The 21,552-nt window shown below is 59.7% G+C and carries 18 protein-coding genes; 9 read left to right on the forward strand and 9 right to left on the reverse strand.

Annotated features, from left to right (window positions below):
* Genes dnaA through gyrB form a run of 4 tightly spaced genes read left to right on the forward strand, consistent with a single transcriptional unit; the run spans position 1 to position 6,227 of the window.
* Positions 1–1,539: a chromosomal replication initiator protein DnaA gene (gene dnaA, locus HG549_RS00005; RefSeq protein WP_170027523.1), complete on the forward strand. Its 1,539-nt coding sequence runs from the start codon at positions 1–3 to the stop codon at positions 1,537–1,539.
* A 40-nt stretch (positions 1,540–1,579) separates the two neighbouring features.
* On the forward strand, positions 1,580–2,683 hold the full coding sequence (gene dnaN, locus HG549_RS00010) for a DNA polymerase III subunit beta (RefSeq protein WP_170027525.1): 1,104 nt from the start codon (positions 1,580–1,582) through the stop codon (positions 2,681–2,683).
* Between the two features lie 15 nt (positions 2,684–2,698).
* On the forward strand, positions 2,699–3,802 hold the full coding sequence (recF, locus tag HG549_RS00015; RefSeq protein ID WP_170027527.1) for a DNA replication/repair protein RecF: 1,104 nt from the start codon (positions 2,699–2,701) through the stop codon (positions 3,800–3,802).
* 4 nt (positions 3,803–3,806) lie between these two features.
* A complete protein-coding gene (gene gyrB, locus HG549_RS00020) occupies positions 3,807–6,227 on the forward strand; it encodes a DNA topoisomerase (ATP-hydrolyzing) subunit B (protein WP_170027529.1) in 2,421 nt (806 codons plus the stop codon).
* A gap of 281 nt (positions 6,228–6,508) precedes the next feature.
* On the opposite strand, the gene HG549_RS00025 is transcribed toward gyrB, so the two are convergent.
* From HG549_RS00025 to HG549_RS00060, 8 genes are all read right to left on the reverse strand, one after another.
* A complete protein-coding gene (locus tag HG549_RS00025; protein ID WP_170027531.1) occupies positions 6,509–7,663 on the reverse strand; it encodes a glutathionylspermidine synthase family protein in 1,155 nt (384 codons plus the stop codon).
* A 9-nt stretch (positions 7,664–7,672) separates the two neighbouring features.
* Positions 7,673–8,386 carry a DUF1190 domain-containing protein gene (locus HG549_RS00030; protein ID WP_170027533.1) on the reverse strand — a complete coding sequence of 238 codons (714 nt, stop codon included), beginning with the start codon at positions 8,384–8,386 and terminating at the stop codon, positions 7,673–7,675.
* A 14-nt stretch (positions 8,387–8,400) separates the two neighbouring features.
* Positions 8,401–8,829, reverse strand: a complete 429-nt coding sequence (locus HG549_RS00035) for a DUF350 domain-containing protein (protein WP_170027535.1) — start codon at positions 8,827–8,829, stop codon at positions 8,401–8,403.
* A gap of 10 nt (positions 8,830–8,839) precedes the next feature.
* Positions 8,840–9,496, reverse strand: a complete 657-nt coding sequence (locus HG549_RS00040; RefSeq protein ID WP_170027537.1) for a DUF2491 family protein — start codon at positions 9,494–9,496, stop codon at positions 8,840–8,842.
* Positions 9,496–10,521 carry an ion channel gene (locus tag HG549_RS00045; RefSeq protein ID WP_170027539.1) on the reverse strand — a complete coding sequence of 342 codons (1,026 nt, stop codon included), beginning with the start codon at positions 10,519–10,521 and terminating at the stop codon, positions 9,496–9,498. The genes HG549_RS00040 and HG549_RS00045 overlap by 1 nt, the downstream gene beginning before the upstream one ends.
* 440 nt (positions 10,522–10,961) lie before the next feature.
* Positions 10,962–11,666 (reverse strand): PspA/IM30 family protein, encoded by a 705-nt coding sequence (locus HG549_RS00050; RefSeq protein ID WP_170027541.1) that lies wholly within the window; start codon positions 11,664–11,666, stop codon positions 10,962–10,964.
* A 15-nt stretch (positions 11,667–11,681) separates the two neighbouring features.
* The gene (locus HG549_RS00055; RefSeq protein ID WP_225931910.1) at positions 11,682–12,131 is read right to left on the reverse strand and encodes a YjfI family protein; all 450 of its coding nucleotides are present in this window, start codon (positions 12,129–12,131) and stop codon (positions 11,682–11,684) included.
* A gap of 161 nt (positions 12,132–12,292) precedes the next feature.
* Complete coding sequence (locus HG549_RS00060; RefSeq protein ID WP_170027545.1) at positions 12,293–13,585, reverse strand: sigma-54-dependent Fis family transcriptional regulator; 1,293 nt, start codon at positions 13,583–13,585, stop codon at positions 12,293–12,295.
* 223 nt (positions 13,586–13,808) lie between these two features.
* Between HG549_RS00060 and HG549_RS00065 the strand changes: the two genes are divergently transcribed.
* Genes HG549_RS00065 through HG549_RS00075 form a run of 3 tightly spaced genes read left to right on the forward strand, consistent with a single transcriptional unit; the run spans position 13,809 to position 16,819 of the window.
* Positions 13,809–14,693, forward strand: a complete 885-nt coding sequence (locus HG549_RS00065; protein WP_170027546.1) for an MBL fold metallo-hydrolase — start codon at positions 13,809–13,811, stop codon at positions 14,691–14,693.
* 39 nt (positions 14,694–14,732) lie between these two features.
* On the forward strand, positions 14,733–16,004 hold the full coding sequence (locus HG549_RS00070) for an FAD/NAD(P)-binding oxidoreductase (RefSeq protein ID WP_170027548.1): 1,272 nt from the start codon (positions 14,733–14,735) through the stop codon (positions 16,002–16,004).
* Positions 16,001–16,819 carry a sulfite exporter TauE/SafE family protein gene (locus HG549_RS00075; protein WP_170027550.1) on the forward strand — a complete coding sequence of 273 codons (819 nt, stop codon included), beginning with the start codon at positions 16,001–16,003 and terminating at the stop codon, positions 16,817–16,819. The genes HG549_RS00070 and HG549_RS00075 overlap by 4 nt, the downstream gene beginning before the upstream one ends.
* On the opposite strand, the gene HG549_RS00080 is transcribed toward HG549_RS00075, so the two are convergent.
* Positions 16,808–17,695 carry a LysR family transcriptional regulator gene (locus tag HG549_RS00080; RefSeq protein WP_170027552.1) on the reverse strand — a complete coding sequence of 296 codons (888 nt, stop codon included), beginning with the start codon at positions 17,693–17,695 and terminating at the stop codon, positions 16,808–16,810. The two genes, HG549_RS00075 and HG549_RS00080, sit on opposite strands and share 12 nt — an antisense overlap.
* Positions 17,696–17,988: 293 nt before the next feature.
* Here HG549_RS00080 and HG549_RS00085 point away from each other — a divergent pair, with 293 nt between their 5' ends.
* Positions 17,989–19,635 (forward strand): GMC family oxidoreductase, encoded by a 1,647-nt coding sequence (locus HG549_RS00085; protein ID WP_170027554.1) that lies wholly within the window; start codon positions 17,989–17,991, stop codon positions 19,633–19,635.
* 99 nt (positions 19,636–19,734) lie between these two features.
* Entirely contained in the window at positions 19,735–21,354 is a 1,620-nt protein-coding gene (locus tag HG549_RS00090; RefSeq protein ID WP_170027556.1) for an MFS transporter, read from the forward strand.
* Positions 21,355–21,552: the final 198 nt, after the last annotated feature.

Raw genomic sequence — 21,552 nt, forward strand, 5'->3', positions numbered from 1 at the left:
GTGTCAGTGGAACTTTGGCAGCAGTGCGTGGAGCTTCTGCGCGATGAACTGCCTGCCCAGCAATTCAACACCTGGATCCGTCCGCTACAGGTCGAAGCCGAAGGCGACGAGTTGCGCGTCTATGCGCCTAACCGTTTCGTTCTCGATTGGGTCAATGAAAAGTACCTGGGGCGCTTGCTCGAACTGTTGGGCGAAAACGGCAGCGGCATCGCGCCTGCCCTTTCCTTGTTGATCGGCAGCCGCCGCAGCTCGGCACCACGTGCTGCACCTAACGCGCCAGTGAGTGCTGCGGTGGCGGCATCGCTGGCCAATACCCAGGCGCAGAGCCAGACCCAGAAGGCAGTGCCGGCAGCGGTCGAACCGGTTGCAGTGGCAGCGGCTGAGCCCGTGCTGGTCGATGAGTTGGCCGAACCGTCCTTGCGTGACAGCTTCGATTCCATGGCCGAACCGGCTTCGCAGTCAGCCGCCAGCGCCCGGACCGAACAACGTACCGTGCAGGTCGAAGGCGCGCTCAAGCACACCAGCTACCTGAATCGCACCTTCACCTTCGACACGTTCGTCGAAGGTAAGTCGAACCAGCTGGCGCGAGCTGCTGCCTGGCAGGTGGCCGACAACCCCAAGCATGGCTACAACCCGCTCTTCCTTTATGGCGGCGTGGGCCTGGGTAAGACCCACCTCATGCATGCTGTGGGTAACCACCTGTTGAAAAAGAACCCGAACGCCAAGGTCGTGTACCTGCATTCGGAGCGTTTCGTCGCGGATATGGTCAAGGCACTGCAGCTCAACGCCATCAACGAATTCAAGCGCTTCTACCGCTCGGTGGACGCGTTGCTGATCGACGATATCCAGTTCTTTGCCCGGAAGGAGCGCTCGCAGGAAGAGTTTTTCCACACCTTCAACGCCCTGCTTGAGGGTGGTCAGCAGGTGATTCTTACCTCTGACCGCTACCCCAAGGAGATCGAAGGCCTGGAAGAACGCCTTAAATCGCGCTTCGGTTGGGGCCTGACGGTGGCAGTCGAGCCACCCGAGCTGGAAACCCGCGTGGCGATCCTGATGAAGAAAGCCGACCAGGCCAAGGTCGAGCTGCCGCATGACGCCGCGTTCTTCATTGCCCAGCGTATTCGCTCCAACGTCCGTGAGTTGGAAGGCGCATTGAAACGGGTGATCGCTCACTCGCACTTCATGGGCCGCGACATCACCATCGAATTGATTCGTGAATCGCTCAAGGACTTGCTGGCGCTGCAGGACAAGCTGGTCAGTGTGGATAACATTCAGCGTACCGTCGCCGAGTACTACAAGATCAAGATCTCCGATCTGTTGTCCAAGCGGCGTTCGCGTTCTGTCGCGCGTCCGCGCCAGGTGGCCATGGCACTGTCCAAGGAGCTGACCAACCACAGTCTGCCCGAAATCGGCGACATGTTCGGTGGTCGCGACCATACGACCGTGCTGCACGCCTGCCGCAAGATCAATGAACTGAAGGAATCCGACGCGGACATCCGCGAGGACTACAAGAACCTGCTGCGGACGCTGACGACCTGATGGCCGTCTGCGCAGCTAATTGAAGGCAAGGGACTAGACCATGCATTTCACCATTCAACGCGAAGCCCTGTTGAAACCCCTGCAACTGGTCGCCGGTGTCGTCGAGCGCCGTCAGACCTTGCCGGTGCTGTCCAACGTATTGCTGGTCGTTCAAGGCCAGCAACTGTCGTTGACCGGTACCGACCTGGAAGTCGAACTGGTAGGCCGCGTGCAACTGGAAGAGCCAGCCGAGCCTGGCGAAATCACTGTTCCAGCTCGCAAGCTGATGGACATCTGCAAAAGCCTGCCGAACGACGCCCTGATCGATATCAAGGTTGATGAGCAGAAACTGTTGGTCAAGGCCGGCCGCAGCCGCTTTACCCTGTCGACGCTGCCAGCCAATGACTTCCCGACCGTCGAAGAAGGCCCGGGCTCGCTGACCTGCAACCTGGAACAAAGCAAACTGCGCCGCCTGATCGAACGCACCAGCTTCGCCATGGCCCAGCAGGATGTGCGCTACTACCTCAACGGCATGCTGCTGGAAGTGTCCCGCAATACTCTGCGTGCAGTGTCGACCGACGGCCACCGCCTGGCGCTGTGCTCCATGAGCGCGCCGATCGAGCAGGATGAGCGCCATCAGGTGATCGTGCCGCGTAAAGGTATCCTCGAGCTGGCACGCCTGCTCACCGATCCGGAAGGTATGGTCAGCATCGTCCTCGGCCAACACCACATCCGTGCCACCACCGGTGAGTTCACCTTCACCTCCAAACTGGTGGACGGCAAGTTCCCGGACTACGAGCGGGTTCTGCCAAAAGGCGGTGACAAGCTTGTCGTCGGTGACCGCCAGGCGTTGCGCGAAGCGTTTAGCCGTACTGCGATTCTTTCCAACGAAAAGTACCGCGGTATTCGCCTGCAGCTGGCAGCTGGTCAGTTGAAAATCCAGGCCAACAACCCTGAGCAGGAAGAAGCTGAAGAAGAAATCAGCGTGGACTATGACGGTAGCTCGCTGGAAATCGGCTTTAACGTCAGCTACTTGCTGGACGTGCTGGGCGTAATGACTACCGAGCAAGTTCGTCTGATCCTGTCCGACTCCAACAGCAGTGCGCTGCTGCAGGAAGCGGGTAATGACGATTCTTCCTACGTTGTCATGCCGATGCGCCTGTAACCCGTAGCAGGCGAAATGTCCCTTCGACGTATCATGGTCACCGCGGTGCGCAACTTGCACCCGGTGACACTCTTACCCTCTCCCCGCATCAACATCCTTTACGGCGCCAACGGTAGCGGCAAGACCAGTGTGCTCGAAGCTGTGCACCTGCTCGGGCTGGCGCGCTCTTTCCGCAGTACCCGCTTGAACCCGGTCATTCAGTACGAACAGCCTGCCTGTACCGTATTTGGTGAAGTGCAATTGGCCGAGGGCGGCAGCAGCAACCTGGGCGTATCCCGGGAGCGGCAAGGGGAGTTCACTATTCGTATCGATGGGCAGAATGCACGCAGCGCAGCACAGTTGGCTGAATTGCTGCCGCTTCAGCTCATTAACCCGGACAGCTTCCGCTTGCTGGAAGGTGCCCCGAAGATTCGCCGGCAGTTTCTGGATTGGGGAGTGTTCCACGTGGAACCTCGTTTCCTGCCAGCTTGGCAGCGGCTGCAGAAGGCGCTGCGGCAGCGGAACTCATGGTTGCGTCATGGTACACTTGACCCAGCTTCGCAAGCCGCCTGGGACCGGGAATTGTGCCTGGCCAGCGCGGAAATAGATGAATACCGTCGCAACTACATCAAGGCCTTGAAGCCCGTCTTCGAGCGAACCCTGAGCGAACTGGTCGAGCTGGACGGGTTGACCCTGAGCTACTACCGAGGCTGGGATAAGGACCGGGAACTGCAAGAAGTACTCGCCTCCTCTCTCCTTCGCGATCAGCAGATGGGCCACACCCAGGCCGGTCCGCAGCGCGCTGATCTGCGTCTTCGTCTGGCTGCCAACAACGCAGCCGACATTCTGTCGCGTGGTCAGCAAAAGCTGGTGGTGTGTGCCTTGCGCATTGCCCAAGGCCACCTCGTTAGTCAGGCTCGCCGCGGTCACTGTATTTATCTCGTGGATGACTTGCCGTCCGAACTGGATGACCAGCATCGCCGCGCGCTGTGCCGCTTGCTTGAAGAATTACGCTGCCAGGTGTTCATCACCTGTGTAGATCACGAATTACTGAGGGAAGGCTGGCAGACGGAAACGCCAGTTGCTTTGTTCCACGTGGAACAAGGCCGTATCACCCAGACCCACGACCATCGGGAGTGAAGGCATGAGCGAAAATCAAACGTACGACTCCTCCAGCATCAAGGTGCTGAAAGGTTTGGATGCCGTACGCAAGCGTCCCGGCATGTACATTGGCGACACCGATGATGGTAGCGGCCTGCACCACATGGTCTTCGAGGTGGTCGACAACTCCATCGACGAAGCCCTCGCCGGTCACTGCGACGACATCACCGTCATTATCCACCCGGACGAATCCATCAGTGTGCGCGACAACGGTCGCGGCATTCCGGTCGACGTGCATAAAGAAGAAGGCGTTTCCGCAGCTGAAGTCATCATGACCGTACTGCACGCCGGCGGTAAGTTCGACGATAACTCCTACAAGGTATCCGGTGGCTTGCACGGCGTAGGTGTTTCCGTGGTGAACGCCCTGTCCGAGAAACTGGTACTGACTGTTCGCCGTAGCGGCAAGATCTGGGAGCAGACCTACGTCCATGGCGTTCCCCAGGCTCCTATGGCGGTGGTTGGCGACAGCGAAACCACGGGTACCCACATCCACTTCAAGCCGTCGGCCGAAACCTTCAAGAACATCCACTTCAGCTGGGACATCCTGGCCAAGCGTATCCGTGAGTTGTCGTTCCTCAACTCGGGCGTGGGCATCCTGCTGAAGGATGAGCGCAGCGGCAAGGAAGAGTTCTTCAAGTACGAAGGCGGCCTGCGTGCATTCGTCGAATACCTGAACACCAACAAGACCCCGGTGAACTCGCAGGTGTTCCACTTCAATGTCCAGCGCGATGATGGCGTAGGCGTCGAAGTTGCCCTGCAGTGGAATGACAGCTTCAACGAAAACCTGCTGTGCTTCACCAACAACATTCCTCAGCGTGACGGTGGTACGCATCTGGTGGGCTTCCGTTCCTCTCTGACTCGTAGCCTTAACAGCTACATCGAGCAGGAGGGCCTGGCCAAGAAGAACAAGGTGGCAACCACTGGCGATGACGCTCGTGAGGGCCTGACCGCGATCATCTCGGTGAAGGTACCGGACCCGAAGTTCAGCTCGCAGACCAAGGACAAGCTGGTCTCCTCGGAGGTTAAAACCGCCGTGGAACAGGAGATGAACAAGTACTTCGCCGACTTCCTCCTGGAAAACCCGAACGAGGCCAAGGCCGTCGTTGGCAAGATGATCGACGCGGCGCGAGCGCGCGAAGCTGCCCGTAAAGCCCGCGAAATGACTCGCCGCAAAGGGGCGCTGGATATCGCCGGCCTGCCGGGCAAACTGGCGGACTGCCAGGAGAAGGACCCTGCCCTTTCCGAACTGTACCTGGTGGAGGGTGACTCTGCGGGTGGTTCGGCCAAGCAGGGCCGCAACCGTCGTACCCAGGCGATCCTGCCTTTGAAGGGCAAGATCCTCAACGTCGAGAAAGCACGCTTCGACAAGATGATCTCGTCCCAGGAAGTTGGCACGCTGATCACTGCGCTGGGCTGTGGTATCGGCCGCGAAGAGTACAACATCGACAAGCTGCGCTATCACAACATCATCATCATGACCGATGCTGACGTTGACGGTTCGCACATCCGTACCCTGTTGCTGACCTTCTTCTTCCGTCAGTTGCCGGAGCTGGTCGAGCGTGGCTACATCTACATTGCCCAGCCGCCGCTGTACAAAGTGAAGAAGGGCAAGCAGGAGCAGTACATCAAGGACGACGAGGCCATGGAAGAGTACATGACCCAGTCGGCCCTGGAAGATGCCAGCCTGCACCTGGACGAGTCGGCGCCAGCGGTTTCCGGTGTGCAACTGGAAGCGCTGGTCAACGAATTCCGTAGCGTCATGAAGACCCTCAAGCGTCTGTCGCGCCTGTACCCGGAAGAGCTGACCGAGCACTTCATCTACTTGCCGGAGGTGACCCTTGAGCAGTTGGGTGACCACGCGGTGATGCAAGCCTGGCTGGCCAAGTTCCAGGAGCGTCTGAGCAACAGCCAGAAGTCTGGCCTGGTTTACAAAGCCAGCCTGCGTGAGGACAAGGAACGCAATGTATGGCTGCCAGAGGTGGAAATCACCTCTCACGGCTTGGCCAGCTACGTCACCTTCAACCGCGACTTCTTCGGCAGCAATGACTACCGGACCGTGGTCAACATCGGTGCCAAGCTGTCCAGTCTGTTGGGTGAAGGCGCCTACGTGCAGCGTGGTGAGCGCCGCAAAGCGATCGTCGAATTCAAGGAAGGCCTGGACTGGCTGATGAACGAGACCACCAAGCGCCATACCATCCAGCGATACAAAGGGCTGGGCGAGATGAACCCGGACCAGCTTTGGGAAACCACCATGGATCCGGCTGTTCGTCGCATGCTCAAGGTGACCATCGAAGACGCCATCGCTGCCGACCAGATCTTCAACACCCTGATGGGCGATGCGGTCGAGCCGCGTCGTGACTTCATCGAAAGCAATGCACTGTCGGTATCGAACCTGGATTTCTGATAAGGATGCAGGTTCACAAAATAGTGCACGTTTTCTCGAATAGTTGACCGGCCGGGCTCCAAGCCTGGTCCGCGTCGGCCCCAATCAAGCCCGCCTTTCGCGGGCTTTTTTTTTCTTGGAGTTCTTTTCGGAGTTGCCCGCCCTGCTCGATCGAGCATGGATGGAACCGGAAATGGGTTGAGGCAGGTTGTGGGCGAGCCGGAAAGGAGCACCCGCGGATTACCCAGTACTCGCCTTTGCCAACCCTCGTTGGCAAATCGCAACTTCGGGTGAGTTGCGGATCAGTCGAGGATTAGGTGGGGAAGGAAACGGCTACTGTCTTTTGTCACGAGTGAGTCATCCTCGCGGATACCGATTCCTGCAGCGTTGTCGCCAATGACCCAGGATCCGATTAGGGTGTAGCTGTCGCCAAACTTCGGAAGCGGGGCACATTCCTGCAGGATGTATGGAGCATCTGTATAAGGGCCATCCACTTTCACAAGCTGCTCGTCCGCAGTGCGAAGCTCGATGTTGGCTCCCTCTCTGGAGAAAAAAGGTTTTCTGACCCACCCCTTGGGTACCCGTCTGCCAGGTTCACCATCAAAGAAGGTGGGGAGCAGGTTGGGATGTCCTTTGTTGAATTCCCAAAGCAGCGGCAGAGCCCCCTTGTTAGAGAGTACGGCCTTCCACATGGGCTCAAAGAATTGGGTATCCGAGCTGGCAACCAACGGCCCGAATTCCTCGTGCATGATGAACTCCCAGGCATGAAGCTTGAACAGGTGAGGAATCCAATTATCTTGCTGGTCCACGAACCTCTGACCGTTGTACCCGATGTCCTCGAGGTAGATGTGGTGAGTCTGGATGCCTGCCTTCTCAGCGATCATGCGCAGGTAGTCGGTAGTTCCCTTGTCCTCTTCGGATCCTGTGATTGAGGCGAAGTAGAACGGGCGATCGATTTGAAGCTCACAGAACACTTGAGTGAGCTGATCCTCGATACTGTTGAACTGATCGGCATGACTCGGGAGCATGCCCATCTGAATGCACTGATCCAGCCAGTCCCATTGTTGGGCTGAGCCCTCATACAAGCTGGTCGGGGTGTCGTAGTTTAGTTCCAGCAACTTGGCCGGGCCCTTGCCGTTGTACGAGAAGTCCATGCGCCCATATAGGTGCGGATGACCCTCCTTCCAAGATTCGCGGATCGCATCAAAATACGCTGGAGGAATGCTCAGCCTGGACAGCAATTCTTCACTGTCCACGACACGAGATACCAAGTCCATACACATCTGGTGAAGCTCGGCAGTCGGGTCCTCAAGGTCGTTTTCGATCTGAGAGAGCGTGAACTGGTAGTAGGCGCTTTCGTCCCAATACCGCTCCCCATCAATCGTGTGGAACTTGAACCCGAACGATTCTGCCCGAGACTGCCAGTTGGGTCGTTCATTGATCGCGATCCGTTTCATCTTGCTTCCTTAGCCGCCGAAACTGCCGCCCCAACCACTACGGGCCGAAGCTGATTTGCCGAAACCACCGCGGGAGGTGGTACTACTTACCGCGATCGGCTTGGTGTTAATGGATGGTTTGAGTCCGGATTTGCTGCTGGATACGTAGCTGGCGCCACGCTTGACCTGGGTCGAATTACTGAAGTTGGTACCAGACTTGATCCGACTTGCAAGGGTCGAGGTCGAATAGCTGTCACGGTCAGAGCGGTACCGGTACACCGGCTCCGAGTAGTAGCGCCCGTTATTGCTCGACAGCATGTTGCCGATCAGCATACCCAAGACAACATCGTTCAGCCCGCTGGTACCAGCGCCACCTGAACCTGCACTTGCATGCGCTGCGTTCAGTTGCGCCTCGGACACAGTGCCATCGGCAGTCAGCGCAAAGCCGGAAAGCGGAGGAGTGAACTTGCCGTCTGAATTGGCCTTGCAGTAGTTCTCGATGAAATCGGCGTCGCATTCAGCCTGGCTGTTGTATGTCGGCGCAATGCGCCGGTGTTCGGCCATGGCCGCCATGTAGGCCTCAGAGCAGATATCCACCGGGACTTTCTGGTCGACGCACTGTTGGACCGTGTCAAATTTGAAGGTCTTGCTGACTTGATAGTTGGGTTCTTTTGGCTGGCACCCAGTAATGGCCACCGCCACAGCTGCAGAGAGCGACAGCTGTACGCACTTACTTCGCTTCATGGAGTCCCTCCAGCTCAGTTGGTAGAAGGAGTCATGCAGGCTGCGTTCAACAGACCCACACTGATCGCGATGGCTGCCACATAGATGCCTGCCGCAACTTCACCCTTGTGGATACGCTCCGACAGCCCCTTGAGAATCAAGTGCACACCGTAGAACGCCAATAGCTGAACGAAGCCAGCAATAACAGCCCAGACCAAAAAGTCCAGAATGCTGACCGAGAAGGAGATCACACTGCTTACCGGGAGGGCGAAGCCGATCACAGCGCCGGCCAGCCCAATCGCGGCGGCAGTGTTCCCCTCCCGGATGAGCTGGAATTCTTTGTGCGGGGTAAGGCGTATGTAGATGAACTGGAACAGCGCCAGCAGGACCAAGGCCCCGATGATGTAGAGTACGAAGCCGATCACGGCCGGTGCATTCAAAGACATTTTCAGTGCTTCAAGCATGGAGTGTTCCTTACGTGCTTTGTAGGTCAGAAGAGAAAAGGTTTACGCCCAGCGAAGTTGTAACGCAGACAGCCCCCTGTTCGGACTCCTCAACCGAGAAGAGCAGCAGCTCCTTCCGATCAGTGAGGCCGATGTCACGCGAGTACAGCATCGAGCGATGCTGGACTTCGTAGGACTCATTTGGGTTGGCCACTCGCTCGACAAGGTCGACCAGCTCGGTCTGACCTTCGGAGCTGCCCCACTCCCGGTAATACGCATGACCATCGTGCATGTAGACCGGCATGCCGATTTTGCTTGCGGGCCCTGCAATGGCGGCTAACTCACCTTGGCTATGGATGAACTTGCAATCGATGTAGTTGAACAGCACCAGCGCATCGACTTGTCCATCGCGTTTGCCGGATGTCAGTACCTGGATCCAGAAGTCCTCATCGTCGAGGTAGATGCGGGTCAGCCAGCTGGATTGACCAAGGTCTACAACACCCTCTGCGAAGGCGTTTTGCGCTGTCGGTAGCATCACCTTGGTGGCCCCCTCAAACAGCAAGCTCAGACCGGGATCAATTGAGACCATCGCGCCCTGCCCAAGGCCAAGTGGCCCCTTTGGCAAAGGCGCGGTGTTCGTACTAGGCGTTGGCGATTCGAGGCCGAGAAGCCGCTTGAAGAAGCTCATCAGATGTCACCAGCGATACGTTTGTTGGCGATATAGAAGATCTCTCCTGCACACACCTGGGTATCGGAGGGAGGATTGATCAGGAGCCTGTCCTCTCCCTCAGCCTTGTAGGCAATGACGGTTGCGTTGTGACGATCTTTCATGGAAGCGAAAAGCTCGCCAAATGACCACTGGATGCCAGGGCTGAGCGTTGCACGGTATTGGGTGGCGCCGCTTCCCACGGTGAGCAGTTCGGTGATGAGCTCGGAGGAGCCAGGGTCTTGGGAGGAGCGCACCAGCATCTCGACTGACATACTGGACGTGCACTCCAGACCGGGCGCATAGCTTCGAGCCAAGTCAGCCTTTTGAGAATCACTGAAGTGGGCCACAACGTGGCCTCGAGGTTGAAGTTTATGCACGGCCAAGACTACGGCCAGCGTCTGGTCATCAGTTTCTGTTCGGATCAGAACGCGCTCCGCCGTCGACACTCCGGCACGGGCCAGCAAGCAGGGCGAACTCAGATTTTCACCACGAACAAAGGACGCCCTCCCTCCCATTGGATTCTCGTCCAGGCCGGTTGCGCAGATGACTATCAGGTGATCGTTGGATACATCGTCCTGATGCAGCAGGTTGATGATTTCTTCACTGCTCTGCCCAAGCCATCCGATCAGGACGGTGTGGCCGGACTGTTTTTCGAAACTGCCGTTTCCCTTCACTTGGCGCCTCCAGAGTTCGATTATGGAGTTGGTCGTTTTGCCAATGACGGCCGTCAGCAGTGCGATGCCGCCGACCATCATCCAGATGGCAACAAAGATCCTGCCAGCCGGACCTTGAGGGGAAAGATCCCCATAGCCCACCGTCATGGCAGTCGTGATGTAGAAGTAGAAGAAGGTCGTCGGATCTCCGACGAGGTGTTTCTCGCCTGCGTACCACAGGCCAATGTACGCAACGGCGAAGTGGACTAGAACTGCCAGCACGAGCGCCATCCACGTGAATCTGACGAGCACGGTAGCTGCAACCTGCCGAAGAAGCAGAAAGATCGACATAGGCCAATATCCGTAATTTGAAATTTGAGTTTCGAGACGCCAACCCGGAACCTTGCAGATGCAATGAGATTCAGCGAGCTCTATCAGCGCCTCTTTCGGTACGGGTTTTAAGGACCAATGCTTCTACAGTTGCATAGCGTCCGATGCCATACCCGAGTATCACCATCGAGAGAACTGCATAGGGGATGGCGTTAGAAAGCACATGACCAAACGGGCCATGCAGGAAGGGAGACAGGAAAACCCCGGCTACACCTCCTGCGCTTCGCGGCTGTAGGCCAAACGCACCCAGAGGGAATCCGAGGAGAGCGTTACCGAGTTGTAACGCGAGCATAACCACGAGTAGCGCAGCGACGATGCGCAAGGCTTTTCCATTTGCCAAGGACGTTTCCTTCTAACGAGACTCGCTGGCCGGGATAACCCGGCCGGCGACCGACACCTGGTTACTGCTGAGCTGAGCCTTTCAAACGGGCCAGTACAGACTGGGCACTGTTCTCGTCGGCGATGATGTTGGCCTCCCGCAGGCGCTTGTCCAGATCACTGCCATCGGCATGAGCCGCGAGCTCTTCATGCGCATTGAGGGTCGCCTCGCGCTCATCTTGGCGCTGCTTGAGACGGTTGAGGGTCATAACTGCGGTTTCCAGCTTGCCATTTGCCTGGCCGCTGGACAGGGTAGCGCTGACCTGGGCCTTCTGCACGGTTTCGCGGGCCTTGGCCATGTCCACCTGCGTACGCAAACCATTGATCCGGGACTGCGCCTTCTCGATGTCAGAACGCATCCGGGCGATGCCACCCTGCAGCTGCTGGTGCGCTTCGCGCTTGAGCTGGAGCTTGCCCTCGATCTCGCCGATCCGGCCAGCGATTTCCAGGGCTAGGTCTTCACGATTCGCAGCCAGGGACTTCTTAGCCTTTTCTTCCAGGTCACCGATCGTGCACTGCAGCTCGGCAAGCTCTTTGGATGCCAGCTTCTCCTTACCCATCAGAGTCGCCAGTTCGTTCTGAGCACTGCGGATAGCTGAGTCTGCGTCACGGATCTCTTGATCCAGAATGGTAATGGCCTGCCTGTCGGCGATGGCCTCGCCGATTTCGGTACCCTTACCACGCAGTGCGGTCAGTAGCTTGCGCCAGAGCGATTGATTGTTATCCATGGTTGTCCCGGTCCGTTATTGGCTGAAGAAGGATTCGAAAGCGATGACTGCTCTCTGGACGTTCTCAGCCAGGGTCAATATTTCGGTGACGACGTTCGCCAGCGAGGAATCAGCGGTCAAGGCGCCGAACATGTTGTAGGCCGTCTCACCGTTTGGCATGGTTTCGATACCGATGCTGGACAGCGGGAACATCTCCCGACTGCGCAGTACCGCGTCATTGAAGGCGCCCACATCAGTGATATCTTCGGCTTCGATCAGCAACGTGTCGACGATGATCTGTTCACCAGCAACCACGATGAATACAGGTAAACCTCCGAATTCATGCAGGTCGACCTTGATCGCTTGCTCAGCGCCCTCGATGAGTGCCAACGAGGCGCTACCCAGCACGGAGTCGCGCTCATTAGTAGCCAAGGCGTTGAGTGCATCGAAAAGGCGCTTGGTGTTCCAGGTGTTTCCTTCCGTCATGAATGACTCCATCTTGAACTTGCCAGCTTTCAGCGGCTGGCGAAGACGCCGAACTGGAGGATTCGCTTTAGGCATAACCCCTCCCGTGTGATGCTTACATATACCACTGAATTGAAGTCAATATATCGCCTGCGAGAGTACCCTGTAGAACTCGCCATTGTTCAATTCAGGCCGAGCTCCTTCAAGCGGCGGTACAGCGTGCGTTCGCTCAAGCCGAGGTGACGGGCCAGTTCACTGCGCGACCCCTTGAAGTGTTCCAGCGCCTGCGCCAGCTCACCTAGGTGATTGCGCCGGCCGCCGCCCAAGACTGCTGCAGTTGGCCCTATGTCCTCGGGTAAATGTTCCGGCTGGATCAGCCCGTCATCGGCAAACAACCGCGCCCGTTCAAGGATGTTGCGCAGCTCGCGGATATTGCCCGGGAACGGATGCAGCCGAAGCTGCTGCAAGGCATCGTCGCTCAGCGTGGGTGTCGGTTTGCCAGCCATGCGCTGAAGCAGGCTCTGCGCGAGCAGAGGCAGGTCCTCCACTCGCTCGCGCAAGGCCGGCAGGCGGATCGGGAAGCCGCTGATGCGGTAGTACAGGTCTTCGCGGAAGCTGCCGTCTGCAACCATTTGCCTGAGCGGTTTGTGGGTGGCCGACACCAGGCGGAAATCCGAATGCACCGTGCGCAGGCTACCCACCGGACGGAAACTGCCAGACTCGATCAGGCGCAGCAGCTTCACCTGCATCGCCAGCGGCACTTCACCAATTTCATCGAGGAACAGGGTTCCGCCATGGGCAGCTTCCGCAAGGCCGATCTTGCGCTGGTTGGCGCCGGTGAACGCCCCCTTCTCGTAGCCGAACAACTCGCTCTCGAACAGGGATTCAGTCAGGCCGGTGCAGTCGACCACCACCAATGGCCCATTCGCCCTGGGGCTGCCCATGTGCACCGCGCGGGCAAACAGTTCCTTGCCGGTACCCGACTCACCTTGCAGCAACACCGGAATTTGCGCCGGCGCTGCCCGTTGCAGGCTGGCCAGGGCAGCCTTGAATGCAGGGGCGCGCCCCACCAGCCCTTGTTCCTGTGGCTGTGCCGAGGCCAGGGTAATGCTGGTCAGGCGTTCGACGAAGGCCACTACCCTGCCCTGTTCATCCAGGATCGGGCGTAACTCGACATCCACATGCTCGGGCCCGCGTGGCGTGTGATGAATGTGCAAGACCCGCTCTGGCTGCTTGCTGTGCCATGCCTTGCGCATCGGGCAATGCTCGCCGGCCTGGTCACAAGGCACGGCATAGTGATGCGAGACCTTATGGCATTTTTCACCCAGCGGCGCCTGGTCGTGGTGGCCGAACTGGCGGCGATAGGCGGCATTGGCAGCGAGGATGTTGTAGTCGGTGTCCAGCACGATGGTTGGCAGGGCATCGTGCTCGAGATAGGAAACCAGGGCGAGGGTGAGCGGGTGGGTTTCAGGCATGGGGACACCGGTAGGTTTACCGGCGCAGGGTAACAAGGACTGCCAAATACTGCCATTGGCTGACAGTCGACTGCCAGCCCGTGCTGCCAGTAGCAGTAAGCGCTGTCAGTAACAAGCCGATTTCATTGGTCTGCTCGTAGGAAAATGCCTGGCATGCATCTTGATAAAGCTCCTTTCACTGCCTACGCCTGTACAAGGCTGGGCGGAAAATTTGGAGAACGTGATGATCATCGGCAACAACCTGCACGTGGACGCCTTCTATGACCAGGCGACCTCGACCATCAGCTACCTGGTCATGGACCGTGAAACGCGCCACTGCGCATTGATCGACAGTGTGCTGGACTACGACCCGAAGTCCGGACGCACCTGCACCGCTTCGGCAGACCGCCTGGTCCAGCGCGTGGCCGAGCTTGAAGCCTGCGTGCAATGGATACTGGAAACCCATGTACACGCCGACCACCTTTCGGCAGCGGCTTACCTGAAGGCGAAACTGGGTGGCCACACCGCCATCGGCGCACACATCACCCAGGTGCAGAAAGTGTTTGGTGCGTTGTTCAACGCCGAGCCTGGCTTCGCTCGCGATGGCAGCCAGTTCGATGCGTTATTCGAGGACGAAGAAGGGTTTCGCATCGGCAACCTGCATGCCCGTGCCTTGCACACCCCGGGGCACACTCCCGCGTGCATGAGCTTCATGATCGAGGACGCAGGCGAGATCGCCGTGTTTGTCGGCGATACGCTGTTCATGCCCGACTACGGCACCGCTCGTTGTGACTTCCCTGGGGCCGATGCGCGCACCCTGTACCGCTCGATCCGCCGCCTGCTGGCCTTCCCTGACCAGACGCTGCTGTTCATGTGCCATGACTACCTGCCCGGTGGCCGCGACATGCAATACGTCACCACGGTGGCCGAGCAACGCACCAGCAATATCCACATCCACCAAGGGATCGACGAGGACAGCTTTGTCGCCATGCGCGAAGCCCGCGACAAGACCCTCGATATGCCGGTGCTGATCCTGCCGTCGGTGCAGGTGAACATGCGCAGCGGCCAGTTGCCCGCGCCAGAAGAGAACGGTGTCAGCTACCTGAAGATTCCGCTGAACACGCTGTGACCGCCCTGCCCCATAACCAGATTTCCAGGATTTACCGCCATGCCTGCCTTGTTGTCCCCTGCCAATAGCGACCACCACACCGTGGTCATCGTCGGTGCCGGTGCCGCCGGTATTGCCACCGCCTCCAGCCTGATCAGCCGTGACCCGTCGCTGGACGTGGCGTTGATCGACCCTGCCGAGGTGCATTACTACCAGCCCGGCTGGACCATGGTCGGTGCCGGTGTGTTCACCGCACCGAGCACGGCCCGCTCCATGGCCTCGACCATTCCGCGCGGTGTGCGCTGGATAAAGGCACGGGTGCAAGGCTTCGACCCGCACGGCCAACAGGTCATCCTCGACGATGGGCGCGCCATCGGTTACCAACAGCTGGTGGTTTGCCCTGGGCTCAAGCTGGACTGGGCTGCCATCGAGGGGCTCAGCGAAACCCTGGGGCGCAATGGCGTCACTTCCAACTATCGCTATGACCTGGCGCCCTATACCTGGGAGCTGGTGCAGAAGCTCAAGCAAGGCCGCGCCCTGTTCTGTCAGCCGCCCATGCCGATCAAATGCGCGGGCGCTCCGCAGAAGGCGCTTTACCTGTCTTGCGACCACTGGCTGCGCCATGGCCGGCTGGGTGCAGTGAAAGCCAGTTTCTTCAATGCCGGTGCGGTGTTGTTCGGCGTGCCGGACTACGTACCCGCGCTGATGAAGTACATCGAAAAGTACGCGGTGGACCTCAACTTTGCTCACCGCCTGGTCGCCGTGGATGGCGCCAACAAGCGCGCCACCTTTGTGCGGACCATGGCTGATGGCAGCAGTGAAACCCGCACCGAGGCCTTCGACATGCTGCATGTGGTGCCGCCACAAGTGGCGCCGGATTTCATCCGCGAAAGCCCCTTGGCCGACGCTGCCGGTTGGGTTGATGTCGACCCGCACACCCTGCGCCATCGCCAGTTCGCCAATGTCCATGCCCTGGGGGACGTGGCCAACACCAGCAATGCCAAGACCGCTGCGGCTGCTCGCAAGCAGGCCCCGGTAGTGGCCAACAACGTGCTGGTGGCACTGGGCAGGCTGCCAACCCTGGCCCGCTACGACGGGTATGGCTCCTGCCCGCTTACCGTTGAGCGCGGCAAGATTGTCCTCGCGGAGTTCAGCTATGGCGGCAAGCTGGCGCCGAGTTTCCCCAGCTGGTTGCTGGATGGCCGCAAGCCGACGCGCCTGGCCTGGTTGCTCAAGGCGCAAGTGCTGCCACCCTTGTACTGGCAAGGCATGCTCAAGGGACGCGAGTGGTTGGCGCGGCCGCAGCCGCTGGTAGCCGAGGGTGGCCAGTGATCGAACATCAACTGTTGGGTGCTGGCCTGGGGGCAATCATTGGCGCCGTGCTGGCGTTGACCGGTGCAGGGGGTGGCATCCTGGCAGTGCCATTGCTGGTGTTCGGCCTCGGGCTGTCGATGGTCGAGGCGGCACCGGTTGGCCTGCTGGCCGTCGGCCTGGCGGCGGCAGTGGGGGCTGTGCTGGGCTTGCGCCAGGGCCTGGTGCGCTACCGGGCGGCATTGTTCATCGCCTTGGTGGGTGTGGCCACGGCGCCGTTCGGGCTGATGCTGGCGCACCGCGTGCCCAATTCACCCTTGCAGTTGCTATTCGCCGGGGTACTGGTATACGCGTGCCTGCGTATCTGGCGCAAGGCGGCCAAGGAATTGCGTGGCGAAGCCAATGACGCCCATCGCTACATCGAACCCTGTGTGCTCAACCCGCTGCAGGGGCGTTTGCGCTGGACGCTGCCCTGCGCGCGCGCCCTGGCGTTCACCGGGGCATTGTCCGGCCTGCTGTCCGGGCTGCTCGGTGTGGGCGGTGGCTTTGTCATCATCCCGGCGCTGAACCGCTATACCAACCTGCGCATGGCCAGCATCGTCTCCACCTCATTGGCGGTGATTGCCCTGGTGTCTACCGGCAGTGTGGTCAGTGCCAGCCTGGCCGGGGTCATGCACTGGCAGGTCGGTACGCCGTTTGCCGTTGGCGCGGTGCTCGGCTTGCTGCTGGCGCGGCCTTTGGCGGCCAGGCTGGCCGGGCCGCGTTTGCAGCAGATGTTCGCTGTGGCGGGGTGGGTGGCAGCGGCGCTGCTTGCCGGCAAGGCGCTACTGGGCTAGCAGTTCGCTCTGTTCAGCCGCACACAGCGCCAGCAGGTAGTCCCATACGACCCGCAGGCGCACCGACTTGTGCAGCTCGCGACGGGTGCAGATCCAGTAGCTGCGCTGGATGGTCTCGCCAGGCAGTACGCGCACCAGTGTCGGGTCGTGGCGGGCCATGTAGTTGGGCAGTACGGCGATGCCCAGCCCGGCGCGGGCGGCGGCCTGCTGAGCGATCACGCTAGTGCTGCGGAATACCACGTTGGGTGTGCGGCAGAAGCTGTTGAGAAACAACAGCTCCTGGCTGAACAGCAAGTCGTCGACGTAGCCGATCCAGCTGTGCCGGGCCAGGTCCTCGCGGTTGCGCAACGCAGGCGCACGGTCCAGGTAAGCCTGGCTGGCGTACAGGGCCAGGCGATAGTCGGTGAGCTTGCGGGTAATCAGCAAATCGGCGTTGGGGCGCTCCAGGTGGATGCTGATCTCCGCTTCGCGGTTGAGAATGCTGACGAAGCGCGGCACTGCCACCAATTCCACTTCCAGGCCGGGGTAGCGTTCGAACAGGGCATTCATGCGCGGGGTGAAGAACATGATGCCGATGCCTTCGGTTACCCCAAGGCGAATCTTGCCCAGCGGGGTGATGGCCTGGGTGATTTCTTCCTGCGCCAGCAGGGCGACATTTTCCATGGCCTCGGCGTGTTTGAGCAGGGCCTGGCCCGAAGGGGTAAGTTCGTAACCTTGGGCATGCTGCACGAAGAGCGCGGTGCCCAGGCTCTGCTCGATGTTTTCGATATGCCGGGCGACGGTGCTGTGGGTGGTGTTGAGGCGCTTGGCGGCGGTTAGCAGGCGGCCGCTGCGCTGCAACTCGAGGAAAAACCGCAGATCGTTCCAGTCGAACATGCTAGTCCCTATGCCCCAGGCGCGTACTTTTGTAGGAGCGGCCTTGTGTCGCGATGGGGCGCGCAGCGGCCCTGGGAGAGCACATGCGGTCATCGAGATGGACCGGGCTTGCTGTACTCGGGGCCGCTGCGCGCCCCCTCGCGAAACAAGGCCGCTCCTACAGTAACGCACCGTTGCGGTGATGGTCGCTGTGCCAAAACGCACAGCGGCTGCGCGAAATCTCGTGTTTCCTCCACGAAATTACTCACTAAGATGGACCGGGACAAGAATAATAAACAGGCGCGAGGTTGCACATGCCATCAGCCGATTCTGTCTTCGACTACGTGGTTGTGGGTGCCGGCCCTGCCGGATGCCTGCTGGCCAATCGTTTATCCGCCGACCCGTCCTGCCGCGTCCTGCTGCTGGAAGCCGGTGGCCGCGACAACTATCCGTGGATTCACATCCCTGTCGGTTACCTCTACTGCATTGGCAACCCGCGCACCGACTGGTGCTTCAGGACCGAGGCACAGCCCGGCCTGGGCGGCCGCGCGTTGGGTTACCCGCGAGGCAAGGTGCTGGGCGGCTGTTCCTCGATCAACGGCATGATCTACATGCGCGGCCAGGCGGCGGACTATGACCGTTGGGCCGAGCAAGGCAATGACGGCTGGGCCTGGAAGGATGTACTGCCGCTGTTCAAGGCCAGCGAGAGCCACTTTGCCGGTGCCAGCGAATACCATGGCGGTGACGGCGAATGGCGGGTTGAACGCCAGCGCTACAGTTGGCCGATCCTCGACGCCTTTCGCGATGCTGCCGAGCAGAGTGGCATCGGCAAGGTCGACGACTTCAATACCGGCGATAACCAAGGCTGTGGATATTTTCAGGTCAACCAGCGCAGCGGTGTGCGTTGGAACGCCTCCAAGGCTTTCCTGCGGCCAATCAGGAAGCGCCCCAACCTCACGGTGCTGACCGGTGTCCAGGTTGACCAGGTGCTTCTCAACAACACCCGTGCGCGTGCTGTGAAAGCGCTGTGGCAAGGCGCCTGGCACGAATTTGCCGCACGTCGCGAGATCGTGCTGTGCGCGGGGGCGGTGGGTTCGCCGGGCATCCTGCAGCGTTCCGGCATCGGCCCGCGCCCGCTGCTGGAACGTCTGGGCATTGGCGTGCGTCACGACATGCCAGGTGTGGGGGGCAACCTGCAGGACCACCTGCAACTGCGGCTGATCTATCAGGTCCGCAATACCCGCACCCTGAACCAGATGGCCAACAGCCTGTTGGGCAAGATGGGCATGGGCCTGCGCTACCTCTACGACCGCAGCGGCCCGCTGGCGATGGCCCCGAGCCAGCTGGGCGCGTTCGTACGCTCTGGCCCGGAGCAGACCACCGCCAACCTGCAGTATCACGTGCAGCCGCTGTCACTCGAGCGCTTCGGCGAGCCACTGCACGGGTTTCCGGCCTTTACCGCATCGGTGTGCAACCTGCGCCCGGCCAGCCGCGGGCGTATCGATATCCGCAGTGCCGACATGAGCAGCACGCCGCTGATCGACCCCAACTACCTCAGCGCCGCCGAGGACCTGCGCGTTGCCGCCGATGCCATTCGCCTTACCCGGCGTATCGTCCAGGCCCCTGCCCTCGCCGTCTTCGAGCCCAGGGAATATCTGCCCGGCCCGGCCTTGCAAAGTGAGGAAGAGCTGTTCGAAGCCGCGGGCAAGATCGGCACGACCATCTTCCACCCGGTCGGCACCTGCCGCATGGGCAACGGCGCAATGGATGTTGTGGATAACCAGCTGCGGGTGCATGGCATCCCCGGCCTGCGCATCGCCGATGCCTCGATCATGCCGCAGATCACTTCCGGCAATACCTGTTCACCCACCCTGATGATCGCTGAAAAGGCGGCGCAACTGATCCTCAAAGGAGCGGCTACCCAGACCTGTCTGAACGAAGACGCAATACCGACGCCCTGACCCGGGTGCGTGCAAGTGAACGGCGGCTTGTGGTCAGAAGCCGTCGACAGTGGAACAACAACAATAATCACTGTGGCCTTAGGGCCGAGGACAGCAACGATGTCGGATTTCATCCAAGAGCAGAGTGCGGCGGCCAGCAGCCCCAGCCGTCGTGAAGAGCGCAAGATCATTTTCGCGTCATCCCTCGGGACGGTGTTCGAGTGGTATGACTTTTTTCTCTATGGTGCACTGGCAGCGGTCATCAGCAAGCAGTTCTTTGCGGGTGTGAACGATACCACCGCGTTCATCTTTGCCCTGATGGCCTTCGCTGCCGGCTTCCTGGTGCGGCCATTCGGTGCATTGGTGTTCGGCCGCCTGGGGGACATGATCGGGCGCAAGTACACCTTCCTGGTCACCATCGTGCTGATGGGCCTGTCCACCTTCGCTGTCGGGCTGTTGCCCACCTACGCCAGCATTGGCATTGCTGCACCGATCATCCTGGTGGTGCTGCGCATGCTGCAGGGGCTGGCGCTGGGCGGTGAGTACGGCGGTGCCGCCACTTACGTGGCCGAACATGCACCGCCCGGCAAGCGCGGCTTCCACACCGGCTTCATCCAGTCCACCGCCACGCTCGGCCTGTTGCTGTCGCTGGTGGTCGTGCTGGGCAGCCGCTATATCAGTGGCGACCAGTTCGAGACGTGGGGCTGGCGCCTGCCGTTCCTGTTGTCGATCGTGCTGCTGGCCATTTCCACCTGGATCCGCATGAGCATGCATGAGTCGCCGGCCTTCGTGAAAATGAAGGCCCAGGGCAAGATCAGCAAATCGCCGATCCGTGAGTCGTTCACCTCCTGGCCGAACCTCAAGGTAGTGCTTACCGCCTTGTTCAGCATCAACGCCGGGCAGGCTGTGACCTTCTACACGGCGCAGTTCTATGTGCTGTTCTTCATGACCCAGATGCTGAAGATGGACCCGGCCCAGGCCAATACCCTGTTGATCATCAGCGTGGTGATCGGGGCACCGTTCTTCGTGTTCTTCGGCTGGTTGTCCGACCGTGTTGGCCGCAAGCCGATCCTGATGCTCGGGCTGCTGCTGGCCACCGTACTGTACTTCCCGCTGTTCAAGGCGCTGAGCCATTACGCCAACCCACAGATCGACGCCGCCAGCCGCCAGGCACCGATCGTGGTCACTGCCGATCCGCAAGGCTGCACCTTCCAGTTCGACCCGGTGGGCAAGGCGCGTTTCGACAGCCCGTGTGACAAGGTCAAGACCTTCCTGGTCAAGCAGGGCCTGCCCTACAGCTCGGTGGATGTAACCGGCAGCGAAGTGGTGGTGAACATTGGTGACAAGACCATCAATGGCTTTGACGAAGCCGCCATGCGCGCGGCGGTGGAGCAGGCCGGCTACCCGGCCAAGGCTGACCCGTCGCAGGTCAACCAGGTGATGGTGGTGGTGCTGATCGTGGCAATGATCCTGATCGCGACCATGACCTATGGCCCGCTGGCGGCGGTGATGGTCGAGCTGTTCCCGACCCGTATCCGCTACACCTCGATGTCGCTGCCCTACCACATCGGTAATGGCTGGTTCGGGGGCTTCCTGCCGACGGTGTCGTTCGCGCTGGTGGTGTATACCGGGGACATCTTCTATGGGCTGTGGTACCCGGTGCTGGTGACGGGGATCAGCCTGGTGGTGGGAATCTTCTGCCTGAAAGAAACCAAGGATGTGGATATCGACAAGGTCTGACGTTAACGCGGGCCTGCTCTAAGCACACCTGATTCACCTATAAAAAAACCGGCTGTAAAAGCCGGTTTTTTTATGCTCTGAAAAAACTTATGCACGATTTTCAGAAAAACGTCATACAGAAAAATAAGTAGCTAATTCAATGTGTTAGCGAATACTTCGAGCATTTCATCCAAAAATTGCACACAAGTTATCCACAGA

Origin of the sequence: Pseudomonas sp. SK (genome assembly GCF_012975065.1) — a bacterium.
GTDB lineage: Bacteria > Pseudomonadota > Gammaproteobacteria > Pseudomonadales > Pseudomonadaceae > Aquipseudomonas > Aquipseudomonas anuradhapurensis.